The sequence below is a fragment of the Altibacter sp. HG106 genome (assembly GCF_028561755.1).
Taxonomy (GTDB): domain Bacteria; phylum Bacteroidota; class Bacteroidia; order Flavobacteriales; family Flavobacteriaceae; genus DFVG01.
Genome location: NZ_JAQQTD010000003.1, coordinates 173,613 through 197,233, shown reverse-complemented (window position 1 = coordinate 197,233; position 23,621 = coordinate 173,613). Strand labels below are relative to the sequence as shown.

General features: G+C 44.9%; 26 protein-coding genes. All 26 read left to right on the top strand.

Annotated features, from left to right (window positions below; all coding sequences use genetic code 11):
- Nucleotides 1–26 precede the first annotated feature (26 nt).
- The 26 genes from fabG (at nucleotide 27) to PO830_RS06110 (ending at nucleotide 23,615) form a co-directional block, all read left to right on the top strand.
- Nucleotides 27–758: a 3-oxoacyl-ACP reductase FabG gene (gene fabG, locus PO830_RS06235; RefSeq protein ID WP_272852884.1), complete on the top strand. Its 732-nt coding sequence runs from the start codon at nucleotides 27–29 to the stop codon at nucleotides 756–758.
- A gap of 4 nt (nucleotides 759–762) precedes the next feature.
- Nucleotides 763–1,989 carry a beta-ketoacyl-[acyl-carrier-protein] synthase family protein gene (locus PO830_RS06230; protein WP_272852676.1) on the top strand — a complete coding sequence of 409 codons (1,227 nt, stop codon included), beginning with the start codon at nucleotides 763–765 and terminating at the stop codon, nucleotides 1,987–1,989.
- Between the two features lie 2 nt (nucleotides 1,990–1,991).
- Nucleotides 1,992–2,276: an acyl carrier protein gene (locus PO830_RS06225; RefSeq protein ID WP_272852675.1), complete on the top strand. Its 285-nt coding sequence runs from the start codon at nucleotides 1,992–1,994 to the stop codon at nucleotides 2,274–2,276.
- On the top strand, nucleotides 2,254–3,141 hold the full coding sequence (locus tag PO830_RS06220) for an LpxL/LpxP family acyltransferase (RefSeq protein ID WP_272852674.1): 888 nt from the start codon (nucleotides 2,254–2,256) through the stop codon (nucleotides 3,139–3,141). The genes PO830_RS06225 and PO830_RS06220 overlap by 23 nt, the downstream gene beginning before the upstream one ends.
- A complete protein-coding gene (locus tag PO830_RS06215) occupies nucleotides 3,138–4,064 on the top strand; it encodes a dialkylrecorsinol condensing enzyme DarA (RefSeq protein WP_272852673.1) in 927 nt (308 codons plus the stop codon). The genes PO830_RS06220 and PO830_RS06215 overlap by 4 nt, the downstream gene beginning before the upstream one ends.
- Complete coding sequence (locus PO830_RS06210; protein WP_272852672.1) at nucleotides 4,064–5,197, top strand: beta-ketoacyl-ACP synthase III; 1,134 nt, start codon at nucleotides 4,064–4,066, stop codon at nucleotides 5,195–5,197. The genes PO830_RS06215 and PO830_RS06210 overlap by 1 nt, the downstream gene beginning before the upstream one ends.
- Before the next feature lies 1 nt (nucleotide 5,198).
- Nucleotides 5,199–5,639, top strand: coding sequence for a hypothetical protein (locus PO830_RS06205; RefSeq protein ID WP_272852671.1), 441 nt, complete (start codon nucleotides 5,199–5,201; stop codon nucleotides 5,637–5,639).
- Nucleotides 5,636–6,097 (top strand): ABC transporter permease, encoded by a 462-nt coding sequence (locus PO830_RS06200; protein ID WP_272852670.1) that lies wholly within the window; start codon nucleotides 5,636–5,638, stop codon nucleotides 6,095–6,097. Before PO830_RS06205 ends, PO830_RS06200 begins: the two co-directional genes overlap by 4 nt.
- Nucleotides 6,094–6,492: a hypothetical protein gene (locus PO830_RS06195; protein ID WP_272852669.1), complete on the top strand. Its 399-nt coding sequence runs from the start codon at nucleotides 6,094–6,096 to the stop codon at nucleotides 6,490–6,492. The genes PO830_RS06200 and PO830_RS06195 overlap by 4 nt, the downstream gene beginning before the upstream one ends.
- Entirely contained in the window at nucleotides 6,492–7,496 is a 1,005-nt protein-coding gene (locus PO830_RS06190; RefSeq protein ID WP_272852668.1) for a BtrH N-terminal domain-containing protein, read from the top strand. The genes PO830_RS06195 and PO830_RS06190 overlap by 1 nt, the downstream gene beginning before the upstream one ends.
- Nucleotides 7,493–8,233 (top strand): ABC transporter ATP-binding protein, encoded by a 741-nt coding sequence (locus tag PO830_RS06185; RefSeq protein ID WP_272852667.1) that lies wholly within the window; start codon nucleotides 7,493–7,495, stop codon nucleotides 8,231–8,233. The genes PO830_RS06190 and PO830_RS06185 overlap by 4 nt, the downstream gene beginning before the upstream one ends.
- The gene (locus PO830_RS06180; protein WP_272852666.1) at nucleotides 8,226–9,509 is read left to right on the top strand and encodes an ABC transporter permease; all 1,284 of its coding nucleotides are present in this window, start codon (nucleotides 8,226–8,228) and stop codon (nucleotides 9,507–9,509) included. Before PO830_RS06185 ends, PO830_RS06180 begins: the two co-directional genes overlap by 8 nt.
- Before the next feature lie 2 nt (nucleotides 9,510–9,511).
- On the top strand, nucleotides 9,512–9,937 hold the full coding sequence (locus tag PO830_RS06175) for an acyl-CoA thioesterase (RefSeq protein WP_272852665.1): 426 nt from the start codon (nucleotides 9,512–9,514) through the stop codon (nucleotides 9,935–9,937).
- Nucleotides 9,930–11,084: a beta-ketoacyl-[acyl-carrier-protein] synthase family protein gene (locus PO830_RS06170; RefSeq protein WP_272852664.1), complete on the top strand. Its 1,155-nt coding sequence runs from the start codon at nucleotides 9,930–9,932 to the stop codon at nucleotides 11,082–11,084. Before PO830_RS06175 ends, PO830_RS06170 begins: the two co-directional genes overlap by 8 nt.
- Complete coding sequence (locus PO830_RS06165) at nucleotides 11,074–11,691, top strand: 3-oxoacyl-ACP synthase (RefSeq protein ID WP_272852663.1); 618 nt, start codon at nucleotides 11,074–11,076, stop codon at nucleotides 11,689–11,691. Before PO830_RS06170 ends, PO830_RS06165 begins: the two co-directional genes overlap by 11 nt.
- Nucleotides 11,678–11,935, top strand: a complete 258-nt coding sequence (locus PO830_RS06160) for a phosphopantetheine-binding protein (protein ID WP_272852662.1) — start codon at nucleotides 11,678–11,680, stop codon at nucleotides 11,933–11,935. The genes PO830_RS06165 and PO830_RS06160 overlap by 14 nt, the downstream gene beginning before the upstream one ends.
- A gap of 18 nt (nucleotides 11,936–11,953) precedes the next feature.
- Nucleotides 11,954–13,162 (top strand): beta-ketoacyl-[acyl-carrier-protein] synthase family protein, encoded by a 1,209-nt coding sequence (locus PO830_RS06155; protein ID WP_272852661.1) that lies wholly within the window; start codon nucleotides 11,954–11,956, stop codon nucleotides 13,160–13,162.
- Complete coding sequence (locus tag PO830_RS06150; RefSeq protein WP_272852660.1) at nucleotides 13,159–14,223, top strand: beta-ketoacyl synthase N-terminal-like domain-containing protein; 1,065 nt, start codon at nucleotides 13,159–13,161, stop codon at nucleotides 14,221–14,223. Before PO830_RS06155 ends, PO830_RS06150 begins: the two co-directional genes overlap by 4 nt.
- Nucleotides 14,217–14,987 carry a polysaccharide deacetylase family protein gene (locus PO830_RS06145; protein WP_272852659.1) on the top strand — a complete coding sequence of 257 codons (771 nt, stop codon included), beginning with the start codon at nucleotides 14,217–14,219 and terminating at the stop codon, nucleotides 14,985–14,987. Before PO830_RS06150 ends, PO830_RS06145 begins: the two co-directional genes overlap by 7 nt.
- Nucleotides 14,984–15,613, top strand: a complete 630-nt coding sequence (locus PO830_RS06140; protein WP_272852658.1) for an outer membrane lipoprotein carrier protein LolA — start codon at nucleotides 14,984–14,986, stop codon at nucleotides 15,611–15,613. The genes PO830_RS06145 and PO830_RS06140 overlap by 4 nt, the downstream gene beginning before the upstream one ends.
- The gene (locus PO830_RS06135; protein ID WP_272852657.1) at nucleotides 15,591–16,208 is read left to right on the top strand and encodes a hypothetical protein; all 618 of its coding nucleotides are present in this window, start codon (nucleotides 15,591–15,593) and stop codon (nucleotides 16,206–16,208) included. The genes PO830_RS06140 and PO830_RS06135 overlap by 23 nt, the downstream gene beginning before the upstream one ends.
- Nucleotides 16,209–16,218: 10 nt before the next feature.
- Nucleotides 16,219–16,590, top strand: a complete 372-nt coding sequence (locus tag PO830_RS06130) for a 3-hydroxyacyl-ACP dehydratase (RefSeq protein ID WP_272852656.1) — start codon at nucleotides 16,219–16,221, stop codon at nucleotides 16,588–16,590.
- Nucleotides 16,587–17,078 carry a hypothetical protein gene (locus tag PO830_RS06125; RefSeq protein WP_272852655.1) on the top strand — a complete coding sequence of 164 codons (492 nt, stop codon included), beginning with the start codon at nucleotides 16,587–16,589 and terminating at the stop codon, nucleotides 17,076–17,078. Before PO830_RS06130 ends, PO830_RS06125 begins: the two co-directional genes overlap by 4 nt.
- 135 nt (nucleotides 17,079–17,213) lie before the next feature.
- Entirely contained in the window at nucleotides 17,214–18,410 is a 1,197-nt protein-coding gene (locus PO830_RS06120) for a DUF2062 domain-containing protein (protein ID WP_272852654.1), read from the top strand.
- Nucleotides 18,403–22,080: a 1-acyl-sn-glycerol-3-phosphate acyltransferase gene (locus tag PO830_RS06115; RefSeq protein WP_272852653.1), complete on the top strand. Its 3,678-nt coding sequence runs from the start codon at nucleotides 18,403–18,405 to the stop codon at nucleotides 22,078–22,080. The genes PO830_RS06120 and PO830_RS06115 overlap by 8 nt, the downstream gene beginning before the upstream one ends.
- Nucleotides 22,077–23,615 (top strand): phytoene desaturase family protein, encoded by a 1,539-nt coding sequence (locus tag PO830_RS06110; RefSeq protein ID WP_272852652.1) that lies wholly within the window; start codon nucleotides 22,077–22,079, stop codon nucleotides 23,613–23,615. The genes PO830_RS06115 and PO830_RS06110 overlap by 4 nt, the downstream gene beginning before the upstream one ends.
- The last annotated feature ends 6 nt before the right edge of the window (nucleotides 23,616–23,621 follow it).

Here is a 23,621-nt window from a genome sequence, read left to right as displayed (position 1 = left end):
GTATGGAGAAAAAGCAAAAGAAAACGGTGAAATACGCGTTGGTAACCGGGGGGTCTCGAGGCATTGGTCGCGCCATCTGTATCCAACTAGCGCAGGATACCGATTACCATATCCTCATTAATTACAACCGCAATGAAGCCGCCGCGAACGAAACGTTGGAGGCTGTGAAAGAACAGGGAGGGTCGGGAGAAATTCTTGGTTTTAATGTGAGCGATGCTGAAAACGTTGCGCAAGCCCTTGATAATTGGCTTGAGGCACATCCTGATGCGGTTATCGAGGTGATTGTCAATAATGCCGGGATTACCAAGGACGGGCTCTTTATGTGGATGAAACCGGAAGATTGGCACAGCGTTCTCGATACCAGTCTGGGGGGGTTCTTCAATGTAACCCACACCCTTATGCAAAAGATGCTGGTCAACAAATACGGTCGAATTGTTAATATGGTTTCGGTTTCCGGACTCAAGGGTACCCCAGGACAAACCAACTATTCAGCGGCAAAGGCGGGCATTATAGGAGCCACGAAAGCCTTGGCACAAGAAGTAGCCAAACGCAATATCACGGTAAATGCCGTCGCGCCCGGGTTCATTAGTACCGACATGACCGACGAGCTCGATGAGAAAGAATTAAAACGAATGATCCCTATGCAGCGCTTCGGAACGGCTGAAGAAGTAGCGCATTTGGTATCATTTTTGGTTTCAGAAAAGGCTTCGTACATTACAGGAGAAGTTATTAATATGAACGGCGGAATTTATTCGTAAGAACATGAAAGAACGACGAGTGGTCATTACCGGAATGGGAATTTATTCCTGCATCGGCTTGAATTTGGCAGAAGTCAAAGAATCGCTATTTGCAGGGCGTTCGGGTATTCAATTTGATGAAAAACGAAAAGCGTTTGGCTATCGTTCGTGTCTTACAGGAATGGTGGAAATGCCTAACCTGAAGGCCGATCTTTCCCGCAGACAACGAGTAAGCCTAGGGGAGGAAGCGGCGTATGCTTACGTGGCAACTAAAGAAGCGCTTCAAAATGCCAAGATCGATCAAGATTTTCTCGATTCGAATGAGGTGGGAGTGATCTACGGAAATGACAGTACCGCTAAATCGGTAATCGAGTCGGTAGATAAAATTCGAGAAAAGAAGGATACCACTTTGGTAGGGTCTGGCGCCATTTTTAAAGCCATGAACTCTACTGTGACTATGAATCTATCGACCATTTTTCGCCTCACCGGAATTAATTTTACGGTGAGTGCAGCCTGCGCCAGTGGGTCGCATGCAATAGGTATGGGGTATCAACTCATCAAAGCCGGTTTGCAGGATTGCGTCATTTGCGGAGGAGCCCAGGAGATCAATGAACTGGCTATGGGAAGTTTTGATGGCTTAGGGGTGTTTTCGATGAATACAGAGGATCCTACCAAAGCCTCTCGGCCTTTTGACGCGGCTCGAGACGGTTTGGTGCCTAGTGGCGGTGCGGCCACCTTGATCATTGAGAGTTATGAAGCGGCCGTGAAACGCGGGGCGCCCATATTGGCAGAGATTATAGGGTACGGTTTTTCCAGCAATGGAGAGCATATTTCTACGCCTAATGTAGACGGACCTAGCACTGCCATGAAGAAAGCGCTGGAACAGGCTCAATTGGCGCCAGAAAAAGTGGATTACGTAAATGCGCATGCTACTTCCACTCCAGTGGGCGATGCCAATGAAGCTAAGGCCATTGCTTCGGTTTTTGGATCTCACAAACCCTACGTGAGCTCAACAAAATCAATGACGGGTCATGAATGCTGGATGGCCGGTGCCAGTGAAGTTATTTACTCTATGTTGATGATGCAAAATGAATTTCTGGCGCCTAACATCAACATCGAAGAACCCGATGAAAGTGCGGCTGAATTAAACCTAGTTAAAAAAACGTTAAATAAAAAAATTGATGTATTTTTGTCCAATTCCTTCGGGTTTGGAGGAACGAATTCAGCACTGATAGTAAAAAGGATAGATTAGGTATGAACAAAGAGGCAATCGTTGAAAAAATTAACGAATTTCTAGTAGATGAATTTGAGGTAGATGAAGGAGATATTGCTCCCGAGGCGAACCTAAAAGAGACGTTAGAACTAGATAGCTTGGATTTCGTGGATCTGGTGGTGACCATTGAAGAAAATTTTGGAGTGAAGCTAGTTGGAGAGGACTTTATCGGAGTGAATTCCCTTCAAGATTTTTATGATCTTATTTATAACAGAACCAGCAATACTTCTACCGTAGCAGCCAATGGAGACTCGCTGGGAGGGTAAATCCAAGGGCACCGTTCTTGGGTATAAAATATTCATTTGGTTACTTCGCACCTTCGGGGTGCGTGCGGCCTATGGGCTTCTCTATTTTGTGGCCCTTTACTACTGTTTTTTCTCGCTACAAAGCACTAAAGCCATATTTTATTATTTGAGGCATCGACAGCAATTTTCTTATTGGAAGAGTGTCCGTTCGGTCTATGCTAATTATTTGGTCTTCGGAAAAACAATCATTGATAAAGTGGCTATTTCTTCCGGGATGCGTGATAGCTTTACCTACGAATTTGATGGAATAGAGAATATCAAACAACTTCTCAACGAAAAAAAGGGCGGTATCTTGTTAAGTGCCCATGTTGGGAATTTTGAAATTGCGGAAGTGTTCTTCCGTGAAATCGACTCAATGTCCCAAATTAATTTAGTGGCCACAGACGCCGAACGCGAAGACATTAAAGCCTACCTAGAGAGCGTGGGTTCGGTTTCAAAAAACAAATTTATTACCATTAAAGAGGATTTGTCACACATTTTTGAGATTAATAATGCCTTGTCTAGAGGCGAACTCGTCTGTCTCACGGGAGACCGTTATCAGCAAGGGAGCAAGTTTTTAACAGCATCCCTTTTGGGACAACCGGCACATTTTCCGGCAGGCCCTTTTAAGTTAGCCTCTCGCCTGAAAAGTCCGGTGCTTTTTGTCTACGTAATGAAAGAAACCAATAAGCATTACCACCTCTATGCCCGTACTACGACGGTCAAAAACCGAGACGCACAGGGACTCCTTCAAAAGTACGTAACGAGTGTAGAAACCATGCTTAAAAAATATCCACTGCAATGGTTTAACTATTTTGATTTCTGGGAAGCAAACGAAACCGAATGAAAGAGGTACTAGTTGTATATTATTCCCAAACCGGACAGCTGAGGCGAATTTTAGAACAAATTACGCAAACGCTGGCAGGTGAGTCAGTTCAAATCACCTGGCTCGAAATTCGTCCGGAAACACCCTTTCCGTTTCCTTGGGATAAAAAAAGTTTTTTTGGTGTTTTTCCCGAAACTTTTCTTCAAAAAACCATTCCGATGGCTCCTATTGCGCCCTCGGTATTCGAAAAGGAATACGACTTAGTGCTCCTGGGATACCAGGTTTGGTATCTCACACCCTCTTTGCCCATCACCTCCTTCCTCACCTCTGAAGCGGCTGCGCGATTGCTTAGAGATACACCCGTAATTACAATCAATGGGTCTCGAAACATGTGGACACAGGCGCAGGAAAAGCTAAAGACCTCCTTAACGCATCTGCAAGCCCGATGGGTCGGGAATATTGTGTTGGTAGATCGTCATATCAATCACATAAGCGTCATTACCATTGTACATTGGATGTTTGGCGGTAAGAAAACCAAGAAATGGGGGATTTTTCCCAAACCTGGCGTTTCGGAAGATGATATTAAAAACGCCAGCCGATTTGGACCTGTTATCAGAAATGCATTGTTGCAGGATTCCTACGATAACCTTCAGACAAAGCTGGTGCAAATGGGCGCAGTAAAAGTGAAACCTTTTTTAGTGTTAGCCGATCAGCGAGCAAACATCCTCTTTGGAAAATGGGCGCATCTCATTGCCAAAAAGGGCCCTCCCGGAAGTCCGAAAAGAGACAAATGGTTGGTTTTCTTCAATTATTATTTGTTATTTGCCATATGGGGTATTGCCCCCGTGGTTTTTATTGTATTTTTGATTTCTTATATTCCGAGATACCGTAGTATTAAGAACCAAAAACGGTATTACGCATCCGTGAGTACAAAGCATATTTGATGAAGGACGTTTATATTAATAAAACAGCATCTTTTTTACCCAATTCCCCTGTAGATAATGAAATGATGGAAGAGAAGCTTGGCTACATAGATGGTCAAACTTCAAAGGCCCGGCGAATCGTATTGCGCAATAATAAAATTGAAACGCGCTATTACGCGATTGATTCCGAAGGAAATAGCACCCACAATAACGCGCAGTTAGCGAAAGAGGCGATTATCCGTCTTTTGGATGAGCACGTCGCCATTGAAGATGTTGAACTCCTTTCCTGCGGAACTGGAAGTCCCGATCAAATTCTACCGTCTCACGCCGCCATGGTGCACGGCGAATTAAAAGCAGGAGATTTTGAAGTAAACTCGCCCACCGGAGCCTGCTGTTCGGGAATGAATGCTCTAAAGTATGGCTATTTGGCTGTGAAATCGGGGCAGGTAAACACCGCCGTCTGTACCGGATCCGAACGTATCTCTTCCTGGATGCAATCGGATGTGTTCGAAGAAGAAATTAACTATCTCAAAGAATTAGAAGAACAGCCTTTGCTGTCTTTTCATAAAGAGTTTTTACGCTGGATGCTGTCAGACGGGGCCGGCGCATTCCTATTACAGTCCGAACCTAAGGGGGAGACTCCGCTGCGCATGGAATGGATGGAAGCGTATTCATACGCTCATGAGTTGGACGCCTGTATGTACGCGGGAGGTGAAAAACAAGAAGATGGCAGCTTAAAATCGTGGAGCGAATACCCCGCCGATATGTGGAGTAAAATGTCCCTCTTTGCCATCAAACAAGATACCCGTTTGCTAGGTCAGAACATCTTGGTTAAAGGTGTAAACAGCCTCAAGAGAGCCATGGACAAGCACGGCATTACCCCCAATGACATAGACTATTATTTACCGCATATTTCTTCCTATTATTTTCGTGAGGGACTCTATATGGAAATGAAAAAACAAGGAGTCGAAATAGGTTGGGACAAATGGTTTATGAACTTGAAAAAGGTGGGAAACATAGGTTCGGCCTCCATCTTTATTATGTTGGATGAACTCATGCGATCCGGGTCTTTGAAAAAGGGCGATCGCATTTTACTTTCTGTTCCTGAAAGTGCGCGCTTTTCGTATGCCTATGCCTATTTAACCGTAGCCTAAGATGAATCAATTATCGCAGAGCATCACTGAAGCCAATGTAATCACGGAGCTGATTCCACAACGCCCACCGATGGTAATGGTGGATGCTTTTCACCATTTTTCCGAAGGGAAGGTGATCGCTGGGATCACGCCTGAAGCTTCAAACCTCTTTGCGGAAGATTCCTATTTGAACGCCTCCGGAATCATTGAGCATATGGCTCAAACCGTAGCGCTCTATACCGGCTATCAATATTATCTCAAAAAGCAACCGGCTCCCACGGGCTATATTGGGGCCATTAAGAATATTCAAATTCACCAATTGCCAACCCTGACATCTGAATTGAGAACGACGGCTGAAGTACTACATGAGATCATGGGGGTTACCTTGGTAAAGGCTGAAACGTATTGTGATGATACGCTAATTGCCACTAGTGAAATGAAAACCGTGATCGCTTCCTCTTGAAATCTACCATGCCACATATTGACATAAAGAACTTTCTTCCGCATCGCGACCCCATGTTATTTGTGCATCAATTGGTCGCCATTTCCGAAGAAGAAGCCACCACCACATTTACCATTAGAGAAGACACGCTTTTTGTGACCAACGGAACCTTCGCTGAGTCAGGACTTATTGAAAACGCAGCCCAAAGCTGTTCGGCTATTATCGGGCAGCGATTTTTTGAGGAGGATGATTACGAAGGAGAGCGAACTAAGGTGATAGGCTATATCAGTGCCATAAAAAAGGTTCAGATTCATGCCTTACCCGAAGTCGGTCAGCAAATAGTGACGCAAGCCCAACTGGTTAATACGATGCAAACCGAGGCCTTTGCCGTGAGTACGGTACAATGTACGGTGAGCCATGAAGACACCTTGCTTTTAGAGGGAACACTTAACTTTATCATTCACGAAGTAACCCCATGAAGAAGGATGAGGTGCCACAGGATCCCGGTAGTTTGGAGAAATCCAACTATAAAGAATTGACGTATGCTGTCAATGAAGAAGGAGAATATACTACCAAACTAAGCTCTGGTTGGGAACCGAAAACCATAGCGCTCAATAATGCTTTGGAGGAGATCGAAGAACGCGTTGCTGCCGCCAGGAAGGCCGTGATTGCAGGCGAACGTAGTCCCATCTATTACTATATGGAAAAGCACAAAATGGACTATTCCATTTTAGCGAGCTATGTCGGTATCTGGAAATGGCGCGTAAAAAGACATTGTAAGCCGAAGGTATTTGGCAGGCTCTCCCAAAAGATGCTTCAGAAATATGCCGATGCCTTTCAAATTCCAGTGTCAGAATTAAAACAGGTCGAATAGTGGAAATTGAATTTACGCATAAACAGTCAGCACATTGCGAAAACGGCGTCGTTTCTAATTTAATGCGTCACCACGGGATTCCCTTCAGCGAACCCATGGTTTTTGGCATAGGGTCGGGTCTATTGTTTTGCTATATTCCTCTATTAAAAGTTAATCACGCTCCGGCCATCACCTATCGCGCCATGCCGGGCATGATCTTTAAACGCTTTGCAAAGCGTGTGGGAATCACCTTTAAACGCGAAAAATTCAGCAATCCAAAAAAAGCGCAAGCCCAACTGGATGCCAATTTGGCCAACAGCAATCCGGTGGGGCTTCAAGTTGGGGTGTATCATCTTACCTATTTTCCGGAAGAATATCGCTTTCATTTCAATGCCCATAATCTAGTAGTCTACGGAAAGGATAACGACCACTATCTCATCAGCGACCCGGTGATGGAGGAGGTAACCACGCTTACTTCTGAAGAGCTCGAGCGGGTGCGTTTTGCCAAAGGAGCCTTTGCTCCAAAAGGGCAGATGTACTATCCAATCCGACTGCCTGAAACAATAGATTTGAAACCTGCCATCTTAAAGGGAATCAAACACACCTGTCGCGATATGCTGGCACCCGTGCCCTATGTTGGCGTGAAGGGGATTAAAACGATCGCAAAACTAGTGCGTTCATGGCCTGAGAAAAAAGGACCGAAACGCGCTAAACATTATCTGGGGCAAATTGTAAGGATGCAAGAAGAAATAGGAACTGGCGGCGGCGGCTTCCGGTATATTTACGCGGCATTTCTGCAGGAAGCCGCCGACGTGGTCAACAAACCTGAATGGCGCGACATGTCGCAAGAAATGACACAAATTGGCGACCAATGGCGGGATTTTGCCCTACAAGCGTCCCGCGTGTACAAAGATCGAAGCAGCCTGGCGGCCGAGGGTGCTTACGACACCCTTGCCACGCAATTGGAGGCCATCGCAGAAAAGGAGAAAGTGTTTTTCAAAAAATTGAAAAAAACGTTACCATGATTCGGGCGGAGGGGTTGAGCAAACGATATGCAGGTGCCGATCGATTTTCGGTCCAATTGGTTGACATAACGGTAAAGCCGAAGGAAATATTCGGATTGCTAGGACCCAATGGCGCCGGAAAGACAACCTTAATTTCCATGTTGTGTACGCAACTAACACCTACATCAGGGTGGTTTGAAATCGCCGGAGAGCGGCCTTCTCGATCCTTACGCGATTTGCAGCAACACATCGGGATGGTACCGCAAGAATACTCGCTGTATCCTTCGCTCACCGCACGAGAGAATTTACTATTCTTCGGAAGTATGAACGGGGTCTCAGGAGCTGTTTTAAGAGATAGAATTACTTCAGAATTAGAGTCGTTAGGACTCACGCCATTTGCAGATAAACGAATTCAAACGTTTTCTGGCGGAATGAAGCGTCGTGTGAACCTCATTGCAGGAATTCTTCATCGCCCGAATGTATTGTTTTTAGATGAACCTACCGTAGGCGTCGACGTGCAATCGAAGCAGGTAATTCTCGAAAAAATTAGAAGTCTTAACGCGGCAGGAACGACGCTCGTTTATACCTCGCACCACCTCAATGAGGCCGAAGACCTTTGTTCTACTATTGCCATTATGGACCAGGGGCGAATGGTGTGCGTAGGGAAACCTAAACAGCTCATTGAAAAAGCCAAGGTAGCAAACCTGGAGGCCTTATTCCTTCTCAAAACCGGAAAAGCCCTAAGAGATTATGCATAAACTTTGGGCAGCAGCAAGAAAGGAAGCACAGTTGTTACGGCGTGATTTGGGCGGACTCGCCATCTTATTTGTCATGCCCCTCGTATTGGTTATTACCATTACCCTGATCCAGGACAGTTCTTTCAAAAGCATTTCACAATTAGAGATCCCGATACTGATAGTAGATTTAGACAAGGGACCGATTGCCCAACAAGTGCTGGACGGACTAAACACTTCGGAAGCTTTTGTGATTTCCGAAGAAACTAGTGAAGAAGTAGCAGCAACGCTGGTGCGTCAAGGTGACTATAAGATGGCGCTGGTTATTCCGGAAGCCCTTTCTGAAGAGCTAGAAGAAAAAGTAACTGCACAAGTAGCAACAACACTTGCCTCTTTTGGGCTGGAAGAACCGACGGATTCGATTAACGACTTTCAAGACAGTGCTTCCAAAGAAATCAAACTATACTTTGATCCTGTGACACAACAGGCATTCAAAAGCTCCGTAAAAAACGGGATCGATAAGTTGATCGCACAAGTAGAAAGCAAGATGATTTATCAAGCCTTCGATAACGAGTTAAATGAAGGAGAGACTTCTCAAGAGCAATCGTTTTCAGAAACACCATTTATTACCTATCGTGAAATAACCGCAGGAGGAACCTTTGCTGCGGGCGATCATACCCTTAATTCGGCCCAACACAATGTTCCGGCCTGGGCGCTTTTTGCCATCTTTTTTATCATTGTGCCGTTATCAGTTAATATGGTGAAAGAAAAAAATCAGGGCACTTTCGATCGGTTGCAAGCGGCACCCGTCTCCTACGCCACGCTATTGGGAGGGAAAGCAATGGTCTACATTTTGGTTTGCTTAATTCAATTTTTATTGATGGTGCTAATTGGGCGGTTTGTGTTTCCCTCAATAGGACTACCACAACTCGAAATAGGAGATCGATGGTTCGTATTGTTCTTTGTAGCTTTGTGTGCGGGCTTGGCGGCTATTGGGCTTGGCCTCTTGTTAGGAACCTTGGCAAAGACGCAGGAACAAGCGGCCCCTTTTGGCGCTACCTTCGTGGTGATTCTAGCAGCGCTGGGCGGCGTTTGGGTGCCGGTATTCGTAATGCCTCCGTTTATGCAAGCGCTCTCGAAACTATCGCCCATGAATTGGGGGTTGAATGCTTTTTACGAAGTATTCTTGCGGCAAGCCGAATGGCAACAATTGCTGCCGGACCTTGGATTATTAATAGGATTTTTTCTCCTCACGACCGGAATTGCGATACTATATCATCGAAAACAACAACGTATCTGATTATGAAGAAGGAACTAACGTTTACCAACGAAATTCGCGTACGATTTGTAGAAACAGACCCCCTCGGCATTGTATGGCACGGAAACTATATTCAGTATTTTGAAGATGGTCGCGAAGCCTTCGGAAGACATCACGGGATCTCTTATTTAGACCAAAAAGATCAGGGGTTCACTACGCCCATCGTAAAGTCGCAAAGCGAACATAAACTGCCGTTGCGGTACGGGGATATTGCTACCGTTAAAACGATTTATGTGGACTCTCCGGCGGCCAAGATGATCTTTAAATATGAGATATTTAATCCGGAAGGCGCGCTGGTGTGTACGGGAGAAACCATACAGGTGTTTGTAAGTTTAGAAGGAGAATTATCATTGACCATTCCTCCATTTTTTAAAGCCTGGAAACGAAAAGTAGGATTGTTGGATGCGTAAGGTGTATCTTTCATATCACGAGTTGATCACTGCGTACGGTATGGGGAGCCAAAAGACGGTGGAAGCCATTCAGCAGGAGCAGTCGGGTATTCATCAGGCGAACTATTTTGATCGTCATACTGCGCCTTTTGTAAGCTCGCAGATCGACAGAGCGATGTTGGAGGCCAGCTTTCAGGAATTACATCCTTCCAAAGAATATACTCGGTTAGAAAAAATATTGATTTGCAGCTTAGATACGGTGATCAAGGCTTCAAAACTGAAATTGAATGATCGGGTAGGCCTCATCATTGCTACGACCAAAGGCAATATCGATGTGCTGGATACAGAACATCCCTTTCCGAAGAGTCGCGCCTATTTAACTGAAATGGCGCGTGCGGTTTCCGACTTTTTTTCCTTTACTACTGAACCTATAGTGCTTTCTAATGCCTGTGTAAGCGGGGCACTGGCGCTCGCGATCGCGAAAGGCTACATTCAACAACAAAAATTCGATCACGTCTTCGTGGTGGCCGGAGATCTGGTGACACCTTTTACCGTAAGTGGATTTACCTCGTTTCAGGCGATGAGTGCTCAACCTTGCAAGCCTTATTCTGAAGATCGGGATGGTATTACTCTGGGTGAGGCCGGCGCCTGTGTGTTGGTGACTTCCGATAGGGAGCGAACCAACGGCACCTCGGTGGAATTGATCGGCGAAGCCTCGTGCAATGACGCCAACCATATATCGGGTCCGTCGCGAACCGGAGAAGGCTTATTCCGCAGCATCACCAAAGCGATGCGGCAAGCAGAAATAAGGACAGAAGATCTGGGTTTCATTTCGGCGCATGGAACTGCCACCGTTTTCAATGATGAGATGGAGAGTATTGCCTTTCACAGGGCAGGACTCAGTGAGATTCCATTACACAGTTTGAAAGGATATCTTGGTCACAGTTTAGGGGCCTCCAGTTTGGTGGAAACCATCGCAGGGATGCATTCCCTCAAAAAAAATACATTGTTTCGATCTTTAGGGTTCGCAAAGCTGGGAACTTCAAAACCGCTCGCGGTAATTGAACAAACTACTCCTAAAAAAATGCAGACGTTTTTAAAAACAGCGTCCGGTTTTGGGGGCTGCAACACAGCATTGGTATTTCAACAGCTAGCAGATGAGTCTTAAGGAAACCTCCATACCCAAGTTTTGTTATATTTCCAATGGAAAGATTTGGAGCAATGGAGCAGTATGGTATGCAGATGAAACAGTACCATTCAAACAATTGATGAAGGGCGCGTACAAACAAGGGGACGTAAACTATCCCAAATTTTTTAAAATGGATCGCCTCAGTAAATTGGCGTTTATGGCTTCGGAAGTGATCTCACAAGAAGCTCCCTTTCATGAAGAGACAGCCCTGGTATTTGCCAATCGGGCTTCCAGTTTAGATTCCGATAGAAAACATCAACACAGTATTCAGCATCAAGAAGCGTATTACCCTAGTCCTGCGGTTTTTGTATACACCTTACCGAATATTTGTTTGGGTGAAATAAGCATCCGACATCAGCTTTTTTCAGAAAATAGTTTTTTTATCTTTGACAGCTTTAAGGCCGAAGCGGTGCAACCCTATTGTAATCATCTCATTGCTACAAAAAAAGCGCCGGCCGTATTATGTGGATGGGTCGATTTTGATTCTGAAACCGAGTATGAAGCATTTTTATATCTTATAACCAACAACACCATTTCCGCGCAAGCGATTCAACAACTATACAAAAAACATCATGACAGCACTTAAACAGGAATTAAAAGAGAAGATCATAGAACAATTAAATTTGGAAGATGTTTCTATGGAAGAAATCGAAGATAACGACCCGCTTTTTGGCGATGGTTTGGGGCTCGATTCGATCGACGCGCTAGAGCTGATCGTGATGCTGGATAAAGACTACGGCATCAAACTAAGCGATCCCAAGGAAGGGAAAAAGATCTTTCAGTCGGTAGAAGTGATGGCCACCTATATTGAGGAACACCGCACACGATAAACCACAACAGAACGCTAAATGAATCAAGGGGTTGCCATTACAGGTATGGGAATAATTTCTGCCATCGGAAACGATGTGGCAAGTAATTACCGTTCCTTGCTGTCTGGAACCACGGGAGTGCAACGTGTTTCAAAAATTGATACCATACATCGCGATGCGATATGGGTAGGAGAAATCGAACATTCTAATGCCCAATTGGAAGCAGCGCTGAAGCTTCCCAAGGATCACAATTATACGCGAACGGCGATGCTCGGACTCTGGGCCGCAAAGGAAGCCGTGGCTGATGCGAAAATAACATCGGATGCGATGGTCCGTACGGGAATCATTTCTGCTACCACCGTAGGAGGTATGGACATGACCGAGCGGTATTTTTACGAGTACTTGCATTCTGAGGCATGTCGCAAATACATAGAAAGTCATCATGCCGGCGATCACAGTCAGAAGATCGCGACAGCCCTGGGCATCAATCATGGCTTGGTTACGACCATAAGTACCGCGTGTTCTTCCGCGGCTAATTCGGTGATGTTAGGCGCCCGACTTATTAAGACGGGACGTCTGGATCGCGTCATTGTGGGCGGAGTAGACCCATTGTCAAAATTTACTATTAACGGCTTTAATGCCTTGATGATCCTTTCTGATGCGCATAATACGCCCTTCGATCAACATCGCAAAGGATTAAATTTAGGCGAAGCTGCAGCCTATTTGGTGTTAGAATCAGACACCTTGGTCAAGCAAGAAGCTAAAAAGGTTTACGCGTACGTTTCGGGGTATGGGAATGCCAATGATGCCTTTCATCAAACGGCCTCTTCAGACCATGGTGATGGGGCAACCTTATCGATGCAAAAGGCGTTGGAAGTAGCGGGATTATCGCCGCGTGATATTCATTATATCAATGCACACGGAACCGCTACCCGTAATAATGATCTTTCCGAAGGACGGGCCTTGATTAGAGTCTTTGGTGATGCTGTACCGCCTTTCAGCTCAACCAAACCCTTTACCGGACATACCTTGGCGGCTGCCGGAGGCGTAGAAGCGGTATTTTCAGTATTGGCCTTACAACATAACACCATCTTTCCAAATCTCAATTTTGAGTCCCCGATGGAAGAATTTAAACTGCGTCCGGAAACACAAGCTACCGAGAGGGAACTGACGCACGTTTTATCTAATTCTCTCGGTTTTGGGGGTAATTGCTCTACGGTCATTTACTCAAAAGCGACGCCATCATGAAAAAGGTGTACATACAAAGTACCGGTTGCATATCTGCACAACAGAGTTGGGGCGAAGAGGCCTTCTTGACAAATCCGTTGTTTTATGAAACCAATGTCTTGCCCGTTGTTGCCCCTGATTATAAACAGTACATTTCGGCTGCAGCGGCGCGGAGGATGGCAAAGGCCATCAAAATGGGGGTTACGGCTTCCCACTTTGCGATGAAGGAAGCGGGTGTGGAAAATGTGGATGCTATTATTACCGGGACCGGACTAGGCCTGGTACGGGATTCAGAAAAATTTGTTAGCGCGATCATCGAAAACGGAGAGCAATACCTTACCCCTACGGCATTTATCCAAAGTACACATAATACGGTGGCCGGCCAGATCGCTTTGGGAATTGATTGCAAAGGCTATAACCTAACCTATGTACATGATTCAAACTCCTTTGAATCTGCCTTGTTAGACAGTATCATGCAGCTTCAAACAGGAGAGCTCTCCTCCCTTCTTGTGGGCGGCGTGGATGAATTATGGGACCATACGGTTGCGATTCATCAATTAATAGGGCACCTGAAAGAAGGTGATCTTCATACGCAACAATTACGTCAATCCAAAACCTCAGGGACTGTGTTCGCGGAAGGAGCTGGCTTTTTTGTGTTGGAATCTGAAAAAAAGGCGACGAGCTACGCAGAGATCGTAGATGTTGAATTGTACGGTCACCTGTCTCCAGAAGAGGTAAATGTAGCGGCAAAGGCTTTTTTAAAGAAGCAGGGAATAGCCCCACATGAGGTTGATGTCTTACTGTTAGGAACCAACGGAGATATTGATTATGATGGGTACTACCACCAATTATGTGAAGGTGATTTTGCGGAAACCTCACAAGCCTATTACAAACATCTATCGGGCGAATTTCATACGGCTACGGCCTTTGGAACTTGGGTAGCGGCGCATACCATCAAATCGCAAATCTTGCCCGAAGTGCTGCGGTGCAATGACACGGTTCCTTCTCAAATTAACACGGTGCTACTGTACGATCAATACCGTGGAGAGAACCACAGTTTTATTCTTTTCAGAAAATGCTAAGCTTCCGGCACATAACCGGAGCCGCGATCATCTTATTTCTTCTATCTGTTGTTTTGGTAGTCTTCGTGGATGCCCCTACTTATATTATGACGCTACCTTGGCTCTTTTGGCTGGTATTCACAGCAATCGGCAGTTTTGATATTCGATGGAATTATCACCTACAGGCGGTGCATCGTTCCTCTAAGCAAGACAGCAAGAGGGTCGCTGTTACCTTTGATGATGGTCCGAATCCCAAGATCACTCCGAAAATTTTGGACGTTCTCAAAAAACACAACGCTACCGCTACCTTTTTTTGTGTTGGGCAGCAGATGAAGAAGCATCCGCAATTACTGAAACGAATGCACGACGAGCAACATACTATTGGCAATCACACCTTTTCCCACAGCAATGCCATGGGGTTCTTCGGAAAAAGGCGCATGTTGTCTGAACTACAACAAACCAACAATATCGCAAAGGAGATTTTGGGAGTAACGCTTCGTTGGTTCCGTCCTGCATTTGGAGTAACAAATCCCGCCATTAAGAGCGCCGTGAGCGAAACCGAGTTGCATGTGGTGGGGTGGAGCATACGCTCGTTTGATACCCTACCTATTTCTGAAGCCTCCTTGACGCAGCGCATTACCAAGCGAATTCGAGGGGGTGATATTATCCTGTTGCATGATAGCAGTGAAAAAACCGTCGCCGTATTGGAACGGTTATTGTTATTTTTGCACGACAAGAGAATGGAAGCTGTTTCCATCGACGTCCTTTTAAAGAATCAAGTATGAAGAAGCTAGGGTTTTTATTGTTGCTATGGGTATGCAGTCAGTCGCTTTTGGGGCAAGATAAGTCTATGACAGAAGCACAGCGCGCACAGCTTATGGTACAAGTGAATGAGGTAGCTGAAACCACTTCTACCATCCATACCAATTTTACCCAATGGAAACATCTGGATTTTCTGACCAATGACATTGAAACCAAGGGAAAAATGATCTTTCAAGCGCCCGATAAGGTACGGTGGGAATACAACAACCCTTATTCGTACGTGGTGATCTTTGAAGGAGATCAATTGCACATCGATGACGGTGGAAAGAAGAGTACTATCGACATGGGAAGCAGCGCCCTTTTTCAGCAGATGAATGAATTGATCGTTAACAGCGTAAAAGGGAACCTATTCTCGGCGGGAGACTTTGACCGCAGTTTTTATGTTAATGAGCAATGGAATAAGGTGGTGTTTGTTCCGAAGGATGAAAAAATGAAACAATACATTGCCGCATTCGAGTTGCTGTTTCACAAAGAAACCGGAATGGTACATCAGGTGAAACTAATAGAACCCACCAACGATTACACCCGAATTGTCTTTTCAGACCGAACGTTAAACCGCCCTGTGGATGCTTCAGCGTTTCATCATTAGTTGCCTGTTGGTGGGTGTGCTGCAGTCTTGCTCGTTAGGGTTAACACGTGGATTGGTTGCGCAACCTCCTTCCGAAGTAACTTTTCAAAACCCTTATTTTGCGAATACCGCACTCGACTACGTGTACAAAGCGCAATTGCAGGTATATGGAAACTCCTTTGGAGGTATTATGGTTGTAAAGAAAACAGGCTCAGAAACGCATCGCGTAGTGTTTACCACCGAAATGGGGAAGACCCTCTTTGATTTTGAGTTTCAGAAAGAAGCCCTTCAAATTCGCTATATCATTGAAGCGCTAGATCGAAAACTATTGATTGGGGTATTAGAAAATGATTTCAAGATGATGCTATCGCAAACGCAATTTCCGGTGGAAATGTTTCCGAAGCAGGACGTAACATTATATAAAGTTCCTGATGACAAACGCTGGCGATTCTACGAGTTCAGTAACCCGTCAGACCAACTCAAGCGCATCATTCAAACATCAAGGTACAAGAAAAAAGTGGTGATTAACTTTACGGAAATATCGGATGACCGCGCAAAAAAAATAAAGATTGAGCATTTCAATCTAAAACTTACTATAGATTTGTATTCTCTCTAAACCTGAACGCATGTTAATTGAAGGATTATATAGCATTTCCTCCTTTCAAAATACCGAAAATTCGCTCGAGGCAACCGTGGCACTCAATAAAAACCATGAGGTGTTTCAAGGGCATTTCCCTAACAATCCGGTTTTCCCCGGAGTTTGTATGATGCAAATGATCAAAGAATTGCTGGAGCAGGCCGTACAGAAACCTTTGCAGCTTAGTTCTTGTTCTAATATAAAATTTATGGCCATCATTAATCCCGAGAAAAATCCGAAGTTACGGGTGCAGTTGCAATGGACCAAGGAGGAAAATACCTTTAAAGCCAAATGTGTCATTGCGTTTGATGAAACCGTCGCCTTAAAAATGAGTGCTGTTTATACGCCCAAAGCCGCATGAAAATCGCACTCCTTTCCTTAGTACTTTTTCTATCCTTTTGGCAAGCGCCTTCTTTACAGCAGCTTCGGGATGTCTATCCTCAATTATCCAACGATGCTTCCTTAACAGAAAAAATATTGGAATCCCTCGACGAGGTCAAGCCCAATGATGGTGCGAAGTTGTTGGGATACAAAGGAGCGGTACAGACGGTGATGGCAAAACACCTTAGAAATAAGAGAGAGAAAAAAGAATTCTTTACCCAAGGGGTAGCCCAATTGGAAGCAGCTATTGCGATGGCTCCCAATGATATTGAACTTCGCTGTTTGCGTTTGAGTGTACAAGAAAACAGTCCGAAATTCTTAGGCTACCACAAGGCCAAAGCCGAGGATAAAGCTTTTTTGTTAACTCATTTCTCGGAGACCTCCTCCGGCAGCATCAGTGCCTTTGTCAAACAATATGTGGTGCAATCCGATGAATTTTCAGAAGCTGAAAAATCGCAATTCAACTAGCGGCGTAACAAAGCGTTAAAATTGTGGCTTCCAAAGGTATATTTTTTGAAACTCCTTTCGGAATCCCTATTTTTGCTGCCCTCCCAAAATGGGGTACGTTACGAGTTCGATTGCAGATCTTTTCTGAAGCCAAGTATGGAAACAACACAGATTCATAAAGCAATGAAAGACTTGCGTTGTTGTGTTGTGATGCCCACATACAACAACGAAAAGACATTAGAACGTGTCATCAAGGGCGTGCTAGAATATACTACAGCCCTTATCGTGGTGAACGATGGAGCCACAGATAGCACCGAGGCCATCCTCGCCTTATTTCCACAACTTACCGTGGTGAGCTATGGTCGTAATCAAGGAAAAGGATTCGCCTTGCGGCAGGGGTTCAAGCAGGCGGTAGAGATGGGATATGAATACGCCATCACCATTGATAGTGATGGACAACATTTTCCAGAAGATATCCCAATTTTTCTGAAAGCGCTTTCGGAAAGAGAAGCACAAGAATCCATCTTGCTAATTGGTGCCCGAAACATGAAGCAGGAAGGGGTGCCTGGGAAGAGCAGCTTCGGAAACAAATTCTCTAATTTTTGGTTTTGGGTAGAAACCGGGATCCAATTGCAGGATACTCAGTCGGGATTTCGGCTATACCCTATTGGTGCGCTGAAAGACAAGAAATTCTACACCCGAAAATTCGAATTTGAAATCGAGGTAATCGTGAAGTCGGCGTGGTCGGGCATTACCGTTAAAAACGTTCCGGTAAATGTGCTCTACGATGCCGAAGAACGAGTGTCTCACTTCCGCCCGTTCAAGGATTTTACACGTATTAGCATTCTCAACACATGGTTGGTATTTTGGGCCTTTGTCTATGTAAAGCCCGTTCAACTCTTTAAAAGATACCGCCGCAAAGGTTGGAAACGCTTTCTCATGGAAGATTTCCTTCAGAGCAACGATAGTCCGAAAATCAAGGCGCTCTCCATGGCATTAGGGGTCTTCATTGGGATTTCCCCGTTTTGGGGTTTTCATACCTATTTGGTCATCTTTTTGGCGGTTACCTTCAAATTAAATCGCATTATTGCTTTTGCTTTTTCGAACGTAAGCATTCCTCCCTTCATTCCATTTGTGGTGCTCGCCAGTCTCAACGTAGGGCATTTTGTATTGGGATTGGACTATGAATATTCCCTAACCGAAATCAGTGAGAACTTCGAGATATTACGTCATTTAAAATCGTACCTCATCGGCAGTTTCATCTTAGCGTCGATGGCTGCGATAGCCACCGGCTTGGTAGGCTATGTAGTTCTCTCTATCTTTAAGACTAAAATGTTGCCTTCTAATGAGTAAGGTTTTTTTTCGGGTCTATTCGTTTCTTTCGCGCCATACCCTGGGAACATTTCTTTCCTTGTTGTTATTGGTAGCCGGATTGGGGAGTACCTTATTTTTTATTCCGTTTGAAGAGGATATCTCGAAATTGATTCCCAATAATGAGCGATCAGAGACCGTGCAGCAAGTATTACAGCAGGTCGAATTTGCCGATAAGATCATCGTTCAGGTCAAGAAAGCCGATACCACCAGTTCTGAAACCCTCGTAAAAACGGCTCGCCAATGGATGGATAGTGTATCTGCTCAGGCGGAGCCTTACATTGAAGCAATTCAAGGTAATGTCCCAGAAGGAGACGCGCAAGCCACTCTTGATTTTGTATACCAGCACCTCCCTTTGTTTCTTGACCGGGAAGTGTACAAAGACTTAGATACGCAGCTAGATGCTGACAGCATCGCCAAAATAACCCAACGGGTCTATCGCACCCTGATATCGCCATCAGGCATTGTGGCTAAAAAATCGCTACTAAGAGACCCCTTTGGCCTGGGTTGGAAAGGAATGGAGCAGCTCCGTGATATGGGAATGGGAGATCAATTTACGATCAAAGATGGATTTATTACAACCCAGGACGGTCAACAAATACTGTTGTTTGTAGATCCCGCCTTCCCTTCCAATGACACCAATAACAATACGCCTTTTGCAGAAATACTTTATGACATTCAGCAGCAATTGAACGCCCAAAATGAGGGCGTGACCATAGGGTATTTTGGGGCTGCCTTGGTCGCGGTGGCCAATGCGCGACAAATTAAAAGAGACATTCAGTTTACCATAGGCATCGCGCTTTCGCTGCTCATGATATTTTTTATTTTTTTCTATCGAAGGCTTACGATTCCTCTGGTACTCTTTATTCCAACGATTTTGGGCGGACTCACCGCCGTGGCCTTCCTCTTCGTAGTGAGGGATAGTATCTCGGCTATTTCTTTGGGAATCGGTTCGGTGTTGCTTGGAGTTACGCTAGATTATTCGCTGCACATACTAACGCACCTTCGCAATCAACATTCAGTACAACAACTATATCGTGATGTGGCTCGTCCCATCCTAATGAGCAGCGTGACGACCGCCTTGGCCTTTTTCTGTTTGCTGTTCATTTCTTCTCAAGCACTACAAGATCTTGGAATTTTTGCCGGAGTGAGCGTGATCGCTGCTTCCATCGCAGCGCTGGTATTCATTCCATTACTCTACAAAGGGACGCCAACAACAGCAAGTCAGACAACATTTCTAGACCGTTTGGCTGCCTTCGATTTTCATAAAAGTAAATGGGCTATCGGCATTGTATTTGGAATGGTGGTGCTGAGTTTCTTCACGTATCACAGAGTTTCCTTCAATCAGGACTTAGCCACGCTAAATTTTGAACCGCCCGCGCTTAAGAAAGTACAGCAAGATCTAGATGCGGTTACTGGTATTGCTACAAAATCGGTATACCTGATCGCCTATGACGAAACTACCGAAGAAGCCCTTCAAAAAAACGACACTCTTTTTGAGCAGTTGCAAGCGCTAGAACAACAAGGAGTGGTTTCCGATATTAGTTCGGTGGGAGGGTGGCTTACCTCAAAAGAGTCTCAAACGAAATCCATTGCGCGATGGAATCGCTTTTGGACTTCAGAAAAGCGAGATTCGGTGCAAGCGGCTTTTATCAAAAACGGTGGGGCCCTTGGTTTTAAACCGGAAACTTTTCAACCTTTTTTTCAGCAACTAACAACCAAATTCAGTCCGTTATCGCCCCAAGAATTTGCCTCCATCTCCTTACTTCGAACCACTGATTTTATAAACGAAGGCCCCCAGTTTACCACGGTCAATACCTTGGTAAAAGTAGAAGATACCACTGCCATAGCATTGATCAATTACTTTCAGAATGAGGAGAATGTGGTGGTGGTCGATCGGCAAGCGTTGAACGAGCAATTTTTAGGAAACTTGAAGAAAGATTTCAATCGATTAATTGGGTATTCGGTGTTGGTGGTGATTTTCATTCTGGCGCTGTCATACCGCAGTGTGTCGCTTACGCTCGTTACCAGCATCCCAATTTTCGTAACCTGGTGGGTAACGCTAGGACTCATGGGGTTGCTGCAATTGGAGTTCAATATCTTCAACATTATCATCTCTACCTTTATCTTCGGATTGGGAGTAGATTACGCCATCTTCATTACCAATGGCATGCTCATAGAATACCGAACAGGGAAACAGGCACTTCCTACCCACCGTACCTCTATCTGGCTTTCGGTAGCAACCACGCTGTTGGGAGTAGGGGTGTTGATTTTCGCCAAACATCCCGCTTTATTTTCCATTGCGAGTGTTTCGGTGGTGGGTATTGCCACCGCGTTTCTCATGGTGAATACCATACAGCCCTTATTGTTTAAACTGTTTATTGGGAGTCGCAATAAACGCCCCATACACCTACGTTATTTGTTGCATTCTTGTGTTTCATTTGGATACTACGGACTAGGCGGAATGCTTTTTTCGTTGGTTAGTATGGCCATGCCACTGCTTCCTGTTTCTAAGAAAAAGAAAATGGCGGTATTTCATTGGATCATCTCGAAATTCATGAAATCTGTGTTGTATACGAATCCATTCGTGGCGAAGAAGATAGTAAATCCACAGGGTGAAAAATTCGATCGGCCTGCGGTCATTATCGCAAACCACACTTCTTTTTTAGACATCCTGGCCATGGGAATGTTAACTCCCAAAATGATTTTCTTAGTGAACGATTGGGTGTATCGTTCTCCCGTTTTTGGCAAAGCAGTGCAACGCGCTGGGTTCTATCCGGTTTCTAAAGGATTGGATGAGGAAGGCGTCGCCTATTTGCAAACCAAGATTGATCAAGGGTATAGTTTGATGGCATTTCCAGAGGGAACCCGGTCGGAAACGCATCAGATTAAGAGATTTCATAAAGGATCTTTCTTCTTGGCGCAACAGTTTCAAATTGATGTGTTGCCCGTATTGATTCATGGTACTTCTGAAGTGCTCCCAAAAGGGAGTTTTGTCATTCGGGACGGATCCATTACCTTAAAAATACTCGAACGTATTCCGCCTCCTGCATTAGAAAACGCACGAGGACACGCGTTGATGACAAAAAAGGTCATGCGAAATTTCCGAATGGCTTTTGACCAATTGCGCCATCAAGAAGAATCAGCAACGTATTACCATAAAATGCTGCTTGAGGAATATCGCTTTAAAGGACGCTCACTGTATCGAAAGGTGAAAGAAGAGCTTAGCGCTTTCAAAAATGACTACCATACGTTGCAACAGTGGCTTCCAAAAAAGGCCAAGATATTTCATGCCCATGAAACGTCGGGAGTGCTCTCCTTCTTGCTGGCGGTAGATGCGCCAACACGAAGTCTTACGAGCGTGGTGCCGAATGAAGAAACCCGAACCTTGTTGAAGAACAGTTTTTTAACGAACCAGTCCTATAAATTGCAATTTATTGATACAACTGGGCTTCACCCGGTCGAAGCTTATAATGTGGTAATTTGGAATCTTGAGGTCCTCCCAAAAAAGACTACGCTTCCTATTTCGTGGGCAGACGTTGCTTGGGGCGTAATTCCATCGGCACTAGCCAAAGAGACTCGTTCGTATTGGGAGGAAATTGGTTTTGAAGTCAAGGAGAAAAGCGAAAAATTGGTACTTTTGAAACGATGAGCGAACGATTTGATGTTATAGTAATGGGGAGTGGGCTTGGTGGCTTGGTTTCAGCAGTACTTCTGGCCAAGGAAGGCCGCCATGTATGTGTGTTGGAAAAGAATCAGCAATTTGGCGGAAATTTGCAAAACTTCTCTCGCAATAAAACCATTTTCGATACCGGCGTGCATTACATTGGAGGACTAAGCCAGGGACAGAACCTCTACCGTTATTTTGACTATTTGGGGATTATGGACGAACTTTCCCTTAAGCAGATGAACAAAGATGGTTTTGATGTGGTGACCTTTGACGACGACCCTATGGAATATCCCTATGCACAAGGATATGAAAACTTTGTAACCAGTTTGGTTGAAAAATTTCCGGAAGAGGAAGATGGAATTCGAGGATTTTGTAATTCGATGCGCGAGATGTGCAGCAACTTTCCGCTGTATGATCTGCGAACGGGGAAACCGTATTTTGAAGACGCTGAGGTCTTCGGAAAGCAAGTTAAAGAGCATATCAACTCTTTCACCACTAATGAAAAACTCCGCGCCGTATTAGGAGGTACCAATTTACTATACGCAGGGGATGATACCCGAACGCCATTTTATGTGCATGCGCTTTCCGTAAACTCCTATATCGAAAGTGCTTATCGATGTGTAAACGGGGGAAGTCAGATTTCTAAAATATTACTCAAAAAACTCCGCGAATTGGGTTCGGTCGCTTATAAACGTAGTGAAGTTACCGACTTTATTTATACCGACGGAAAACTTACCGGAGTGAAAACAATAGAGGGAAATACCTTTGAAGCAGACATCTTTATTTCTAATATCGATCCGAAACGTACCATTGAAATTGCCGGAGCCGAGCATTTTAGAAAAGCCTATGTGAACCGTATCTCCTCCATACCTGATACGTGTTCGGCCTTCAGCCTGTATGTGGTGTTAAAGCCGGATAGCTTTCCCTACCTCAACAAAAATTATTACCACTTTAAGGATGCCACTCGCGTTTGGAAGGCTCAGGAATATACACAGGAGAGCTGGCCCGAAAGCTATATGGTTTCTATGGGCGTGAACAAGAACACCAAGGTTTATGGCGACACCCTCACGGCCATGACCTATATGCGGTACGAAGAGGTGGAACCCTGGGAAAAGACATTTAATACCGTAGTTCGGAAAAATGAACGCGGACAAACATACGAGGCGTTTAAGGCCGAAAAGACGGAGATCTTTATAACAGAATTAGAGAAAAAATTTCCAACTATCAGAGAATGTATTGAAGCCGTCTACACCTCCACTCCGCTTTCCTATCGCGACTATATTGGTAACGACAGGGGCTGTATGTACGGCTATGAAAAGGACATTCAAAACCCCTTGCGATCGTTTATTTCTCCGCGTACGAAGATCGACAACCTGTTTTTTACCGGGCAGAGTCTCAATATGCACGGGATCCTGGGCGTTACCATTAGCGCGGTCATTACGTGTTCTGAAATTTTAGGAGGTGCGTATTTACTGCGGAAGATACAACAAGCGACTTCAGAAGAAATAATCGGCTAATTTCAA

What these genes read in the sequence shown, in the direction of transcription:
- PO830_RS06230 (WP_272852676.1), top strand. Translation starts at nt 763, where the DNA reads ATGAAAGAACGACGAGTGGTCATTACCGGAATGGGAATTTATTCCTGC.
- PO830_RS06220 (WP_272852674.1), top strand. Translation starts at nt 2,254, where the DNA reads ATGGAGACTCGCTGGGAGGGTAAATCCAAGGGCACCGTTCTTGGGTAT.
- PO830_RS06120 (WP_272852654.1), top strand. Translation starts at nt 17,214, where the DNA reads ATGGAAACAACACAGATTCATAAAGCAATGAAAGACTTGCGTTGTTGT.
- PO830_RS06180 (WP_272852666.1), top strand. Translation starts at nt 8,226, where the DNA reads ATGCATAAACTTTGGGCAGCAGCAAGAAAGGAAGCACAGTTGTTACGG.
- PO830_RS06140 (WP_272852658.1), top strand. Translation starts at nt 14,984, where the DNA reads ATGAAGAAGCTAGGGTTTTTATTGTTGCTATGGGTATGCAGTCAGTCG.
- PO830_RS06115 (WP_272852653.1), top strand. Translation starts at nt 18,403, where the DNA reads ATGAGTAAGGTTTTTTTTCGGGTCTATTCGTTTCTTTCGCGCCATACC.
- PO830_RS06150 (WP_272852660.1), top strand. Translation starts at nt 13,159, where the DNA reads ATGAAAAAGGTGTACATACAAAGTACCGGTTGCATATCTGCACAACAG.
- PO830_RS06205 (WP_272852671.1), top strand. Translation starts at nt 5,199, where the DNA reads ATGAATCAATTATCGCAGAGCATCACTGAAGCCAATGTAATCACGGAG.
- PO830_RS06225 (WP_272852675.1), top strand. Translation starts at nt 1,992, where the DNA reads ATGAACAAAGAGGCAATCGTTGAAAAAATTAACGAATTTCTAGTAGAT.
- PO830_RS06195 (WP_272852669.1), top strand. Translation starts at nt 6,094, where the DNA reads ATGAAGAAGGATGAGGTGCCACAGGATCCCGGTAGTTTGGAGAAATCC.
- PO830_RS06155 (WP_272852661.1), top strand. Translation starts at nt 11,954, where the DNA reads ATGAATCAAGGGGTTGCCATTACAGGTATGGGAATAATTTCTGCCATC.
- PO830_RS06185 (WP_272852667.1), top strand. Translation starts at nt 7,493, where the DNA reads ATGATTCGGGCGGAGGGGTTGAGCAAACGATATGCAGGTGCCGATCGA.
- PO830_RS06165 (WP_272852663.1), top strand. Translation starts at nt 11,074, where the DNA reads ATGAGTCTTAAGGAAACCTCCATACCCAAGTTTTGTTATATTTCCAAT.
- PO830_RS06215 (WP_272852673.1), top strand. Translation starts at nt 3,138, where the DNA reads ATGAAAGAGGTACTAGTTGTATATTATTCCCAAACCGGACAGCTGAGG.
- PO830_RS06145 (WP_272852659.1), top strand. Translation starts at nt 14,217, where the DNA reads ATGCTAAGCTTCCGGCACATAACCGGAGCCGCGATCATCTTATTTCTT.
- PO830_RS06210 (WP_272852672.1), top strand. Translation starts at nt 4,064, where the DNA reads ATGAAGGACGTTTATATTAATAAAACAGCATCTTTTTTACCCAATTCC.
- PO830_RS06135 (WP_272852657.1), top strand. Translation starts at nt 15,591, where the DNA reads ATGCTTCAGCGTTTCATCATTAGTTGCCTGTTGGTGGGTGTGCTGCAG.
- PO830_RS06170 (WP_272852664.1), top strand. Translation starts at nt 9,930, where the DNA reads ATGCGTAAGGTGTATCTTTCATATCACGAGTTGATCACTGCGTACGGT.
- PO830_RS06160 (WP_272852662.1), top strand. Translation starts at nt 11,678, where the DNA reads ATGACAGCACTTAAACAGGAATTAAAAGAGAAGATCATAGAACAATTA.
- PO830_RS06110 (WP_272852652.1), top strand. Translation starts at nt 22,077, where the DNA reads ATGAGCGAACGATTTGATGTTATAGTAATGGGGAGTGGGCTTGGTGGC.
- PO830_RS06125 (WP_272852655.1), top strand. Translation starts at nt 16,587, where the DNA reads ATGAAAATCGCACTCCTTTCCTTAGTACTTTTTCTATCCTTTTGGCAA.
- PO830_RS06175 (WP_272852665.1), top strand. Translation starts at nt 9,512, where the DNA reads ATGAAGAAGGAACTAACGTTTACCAACGAAATTCGCGTACGATTTGTA.
- PO830_RS06130 (WP_272852656.1), top strand. Translation starts at nt 16,219, where the DNA reads ATGTTAATTGAAGGATTATATAGCATTTCCTCCTTTCAAAATACCGAA.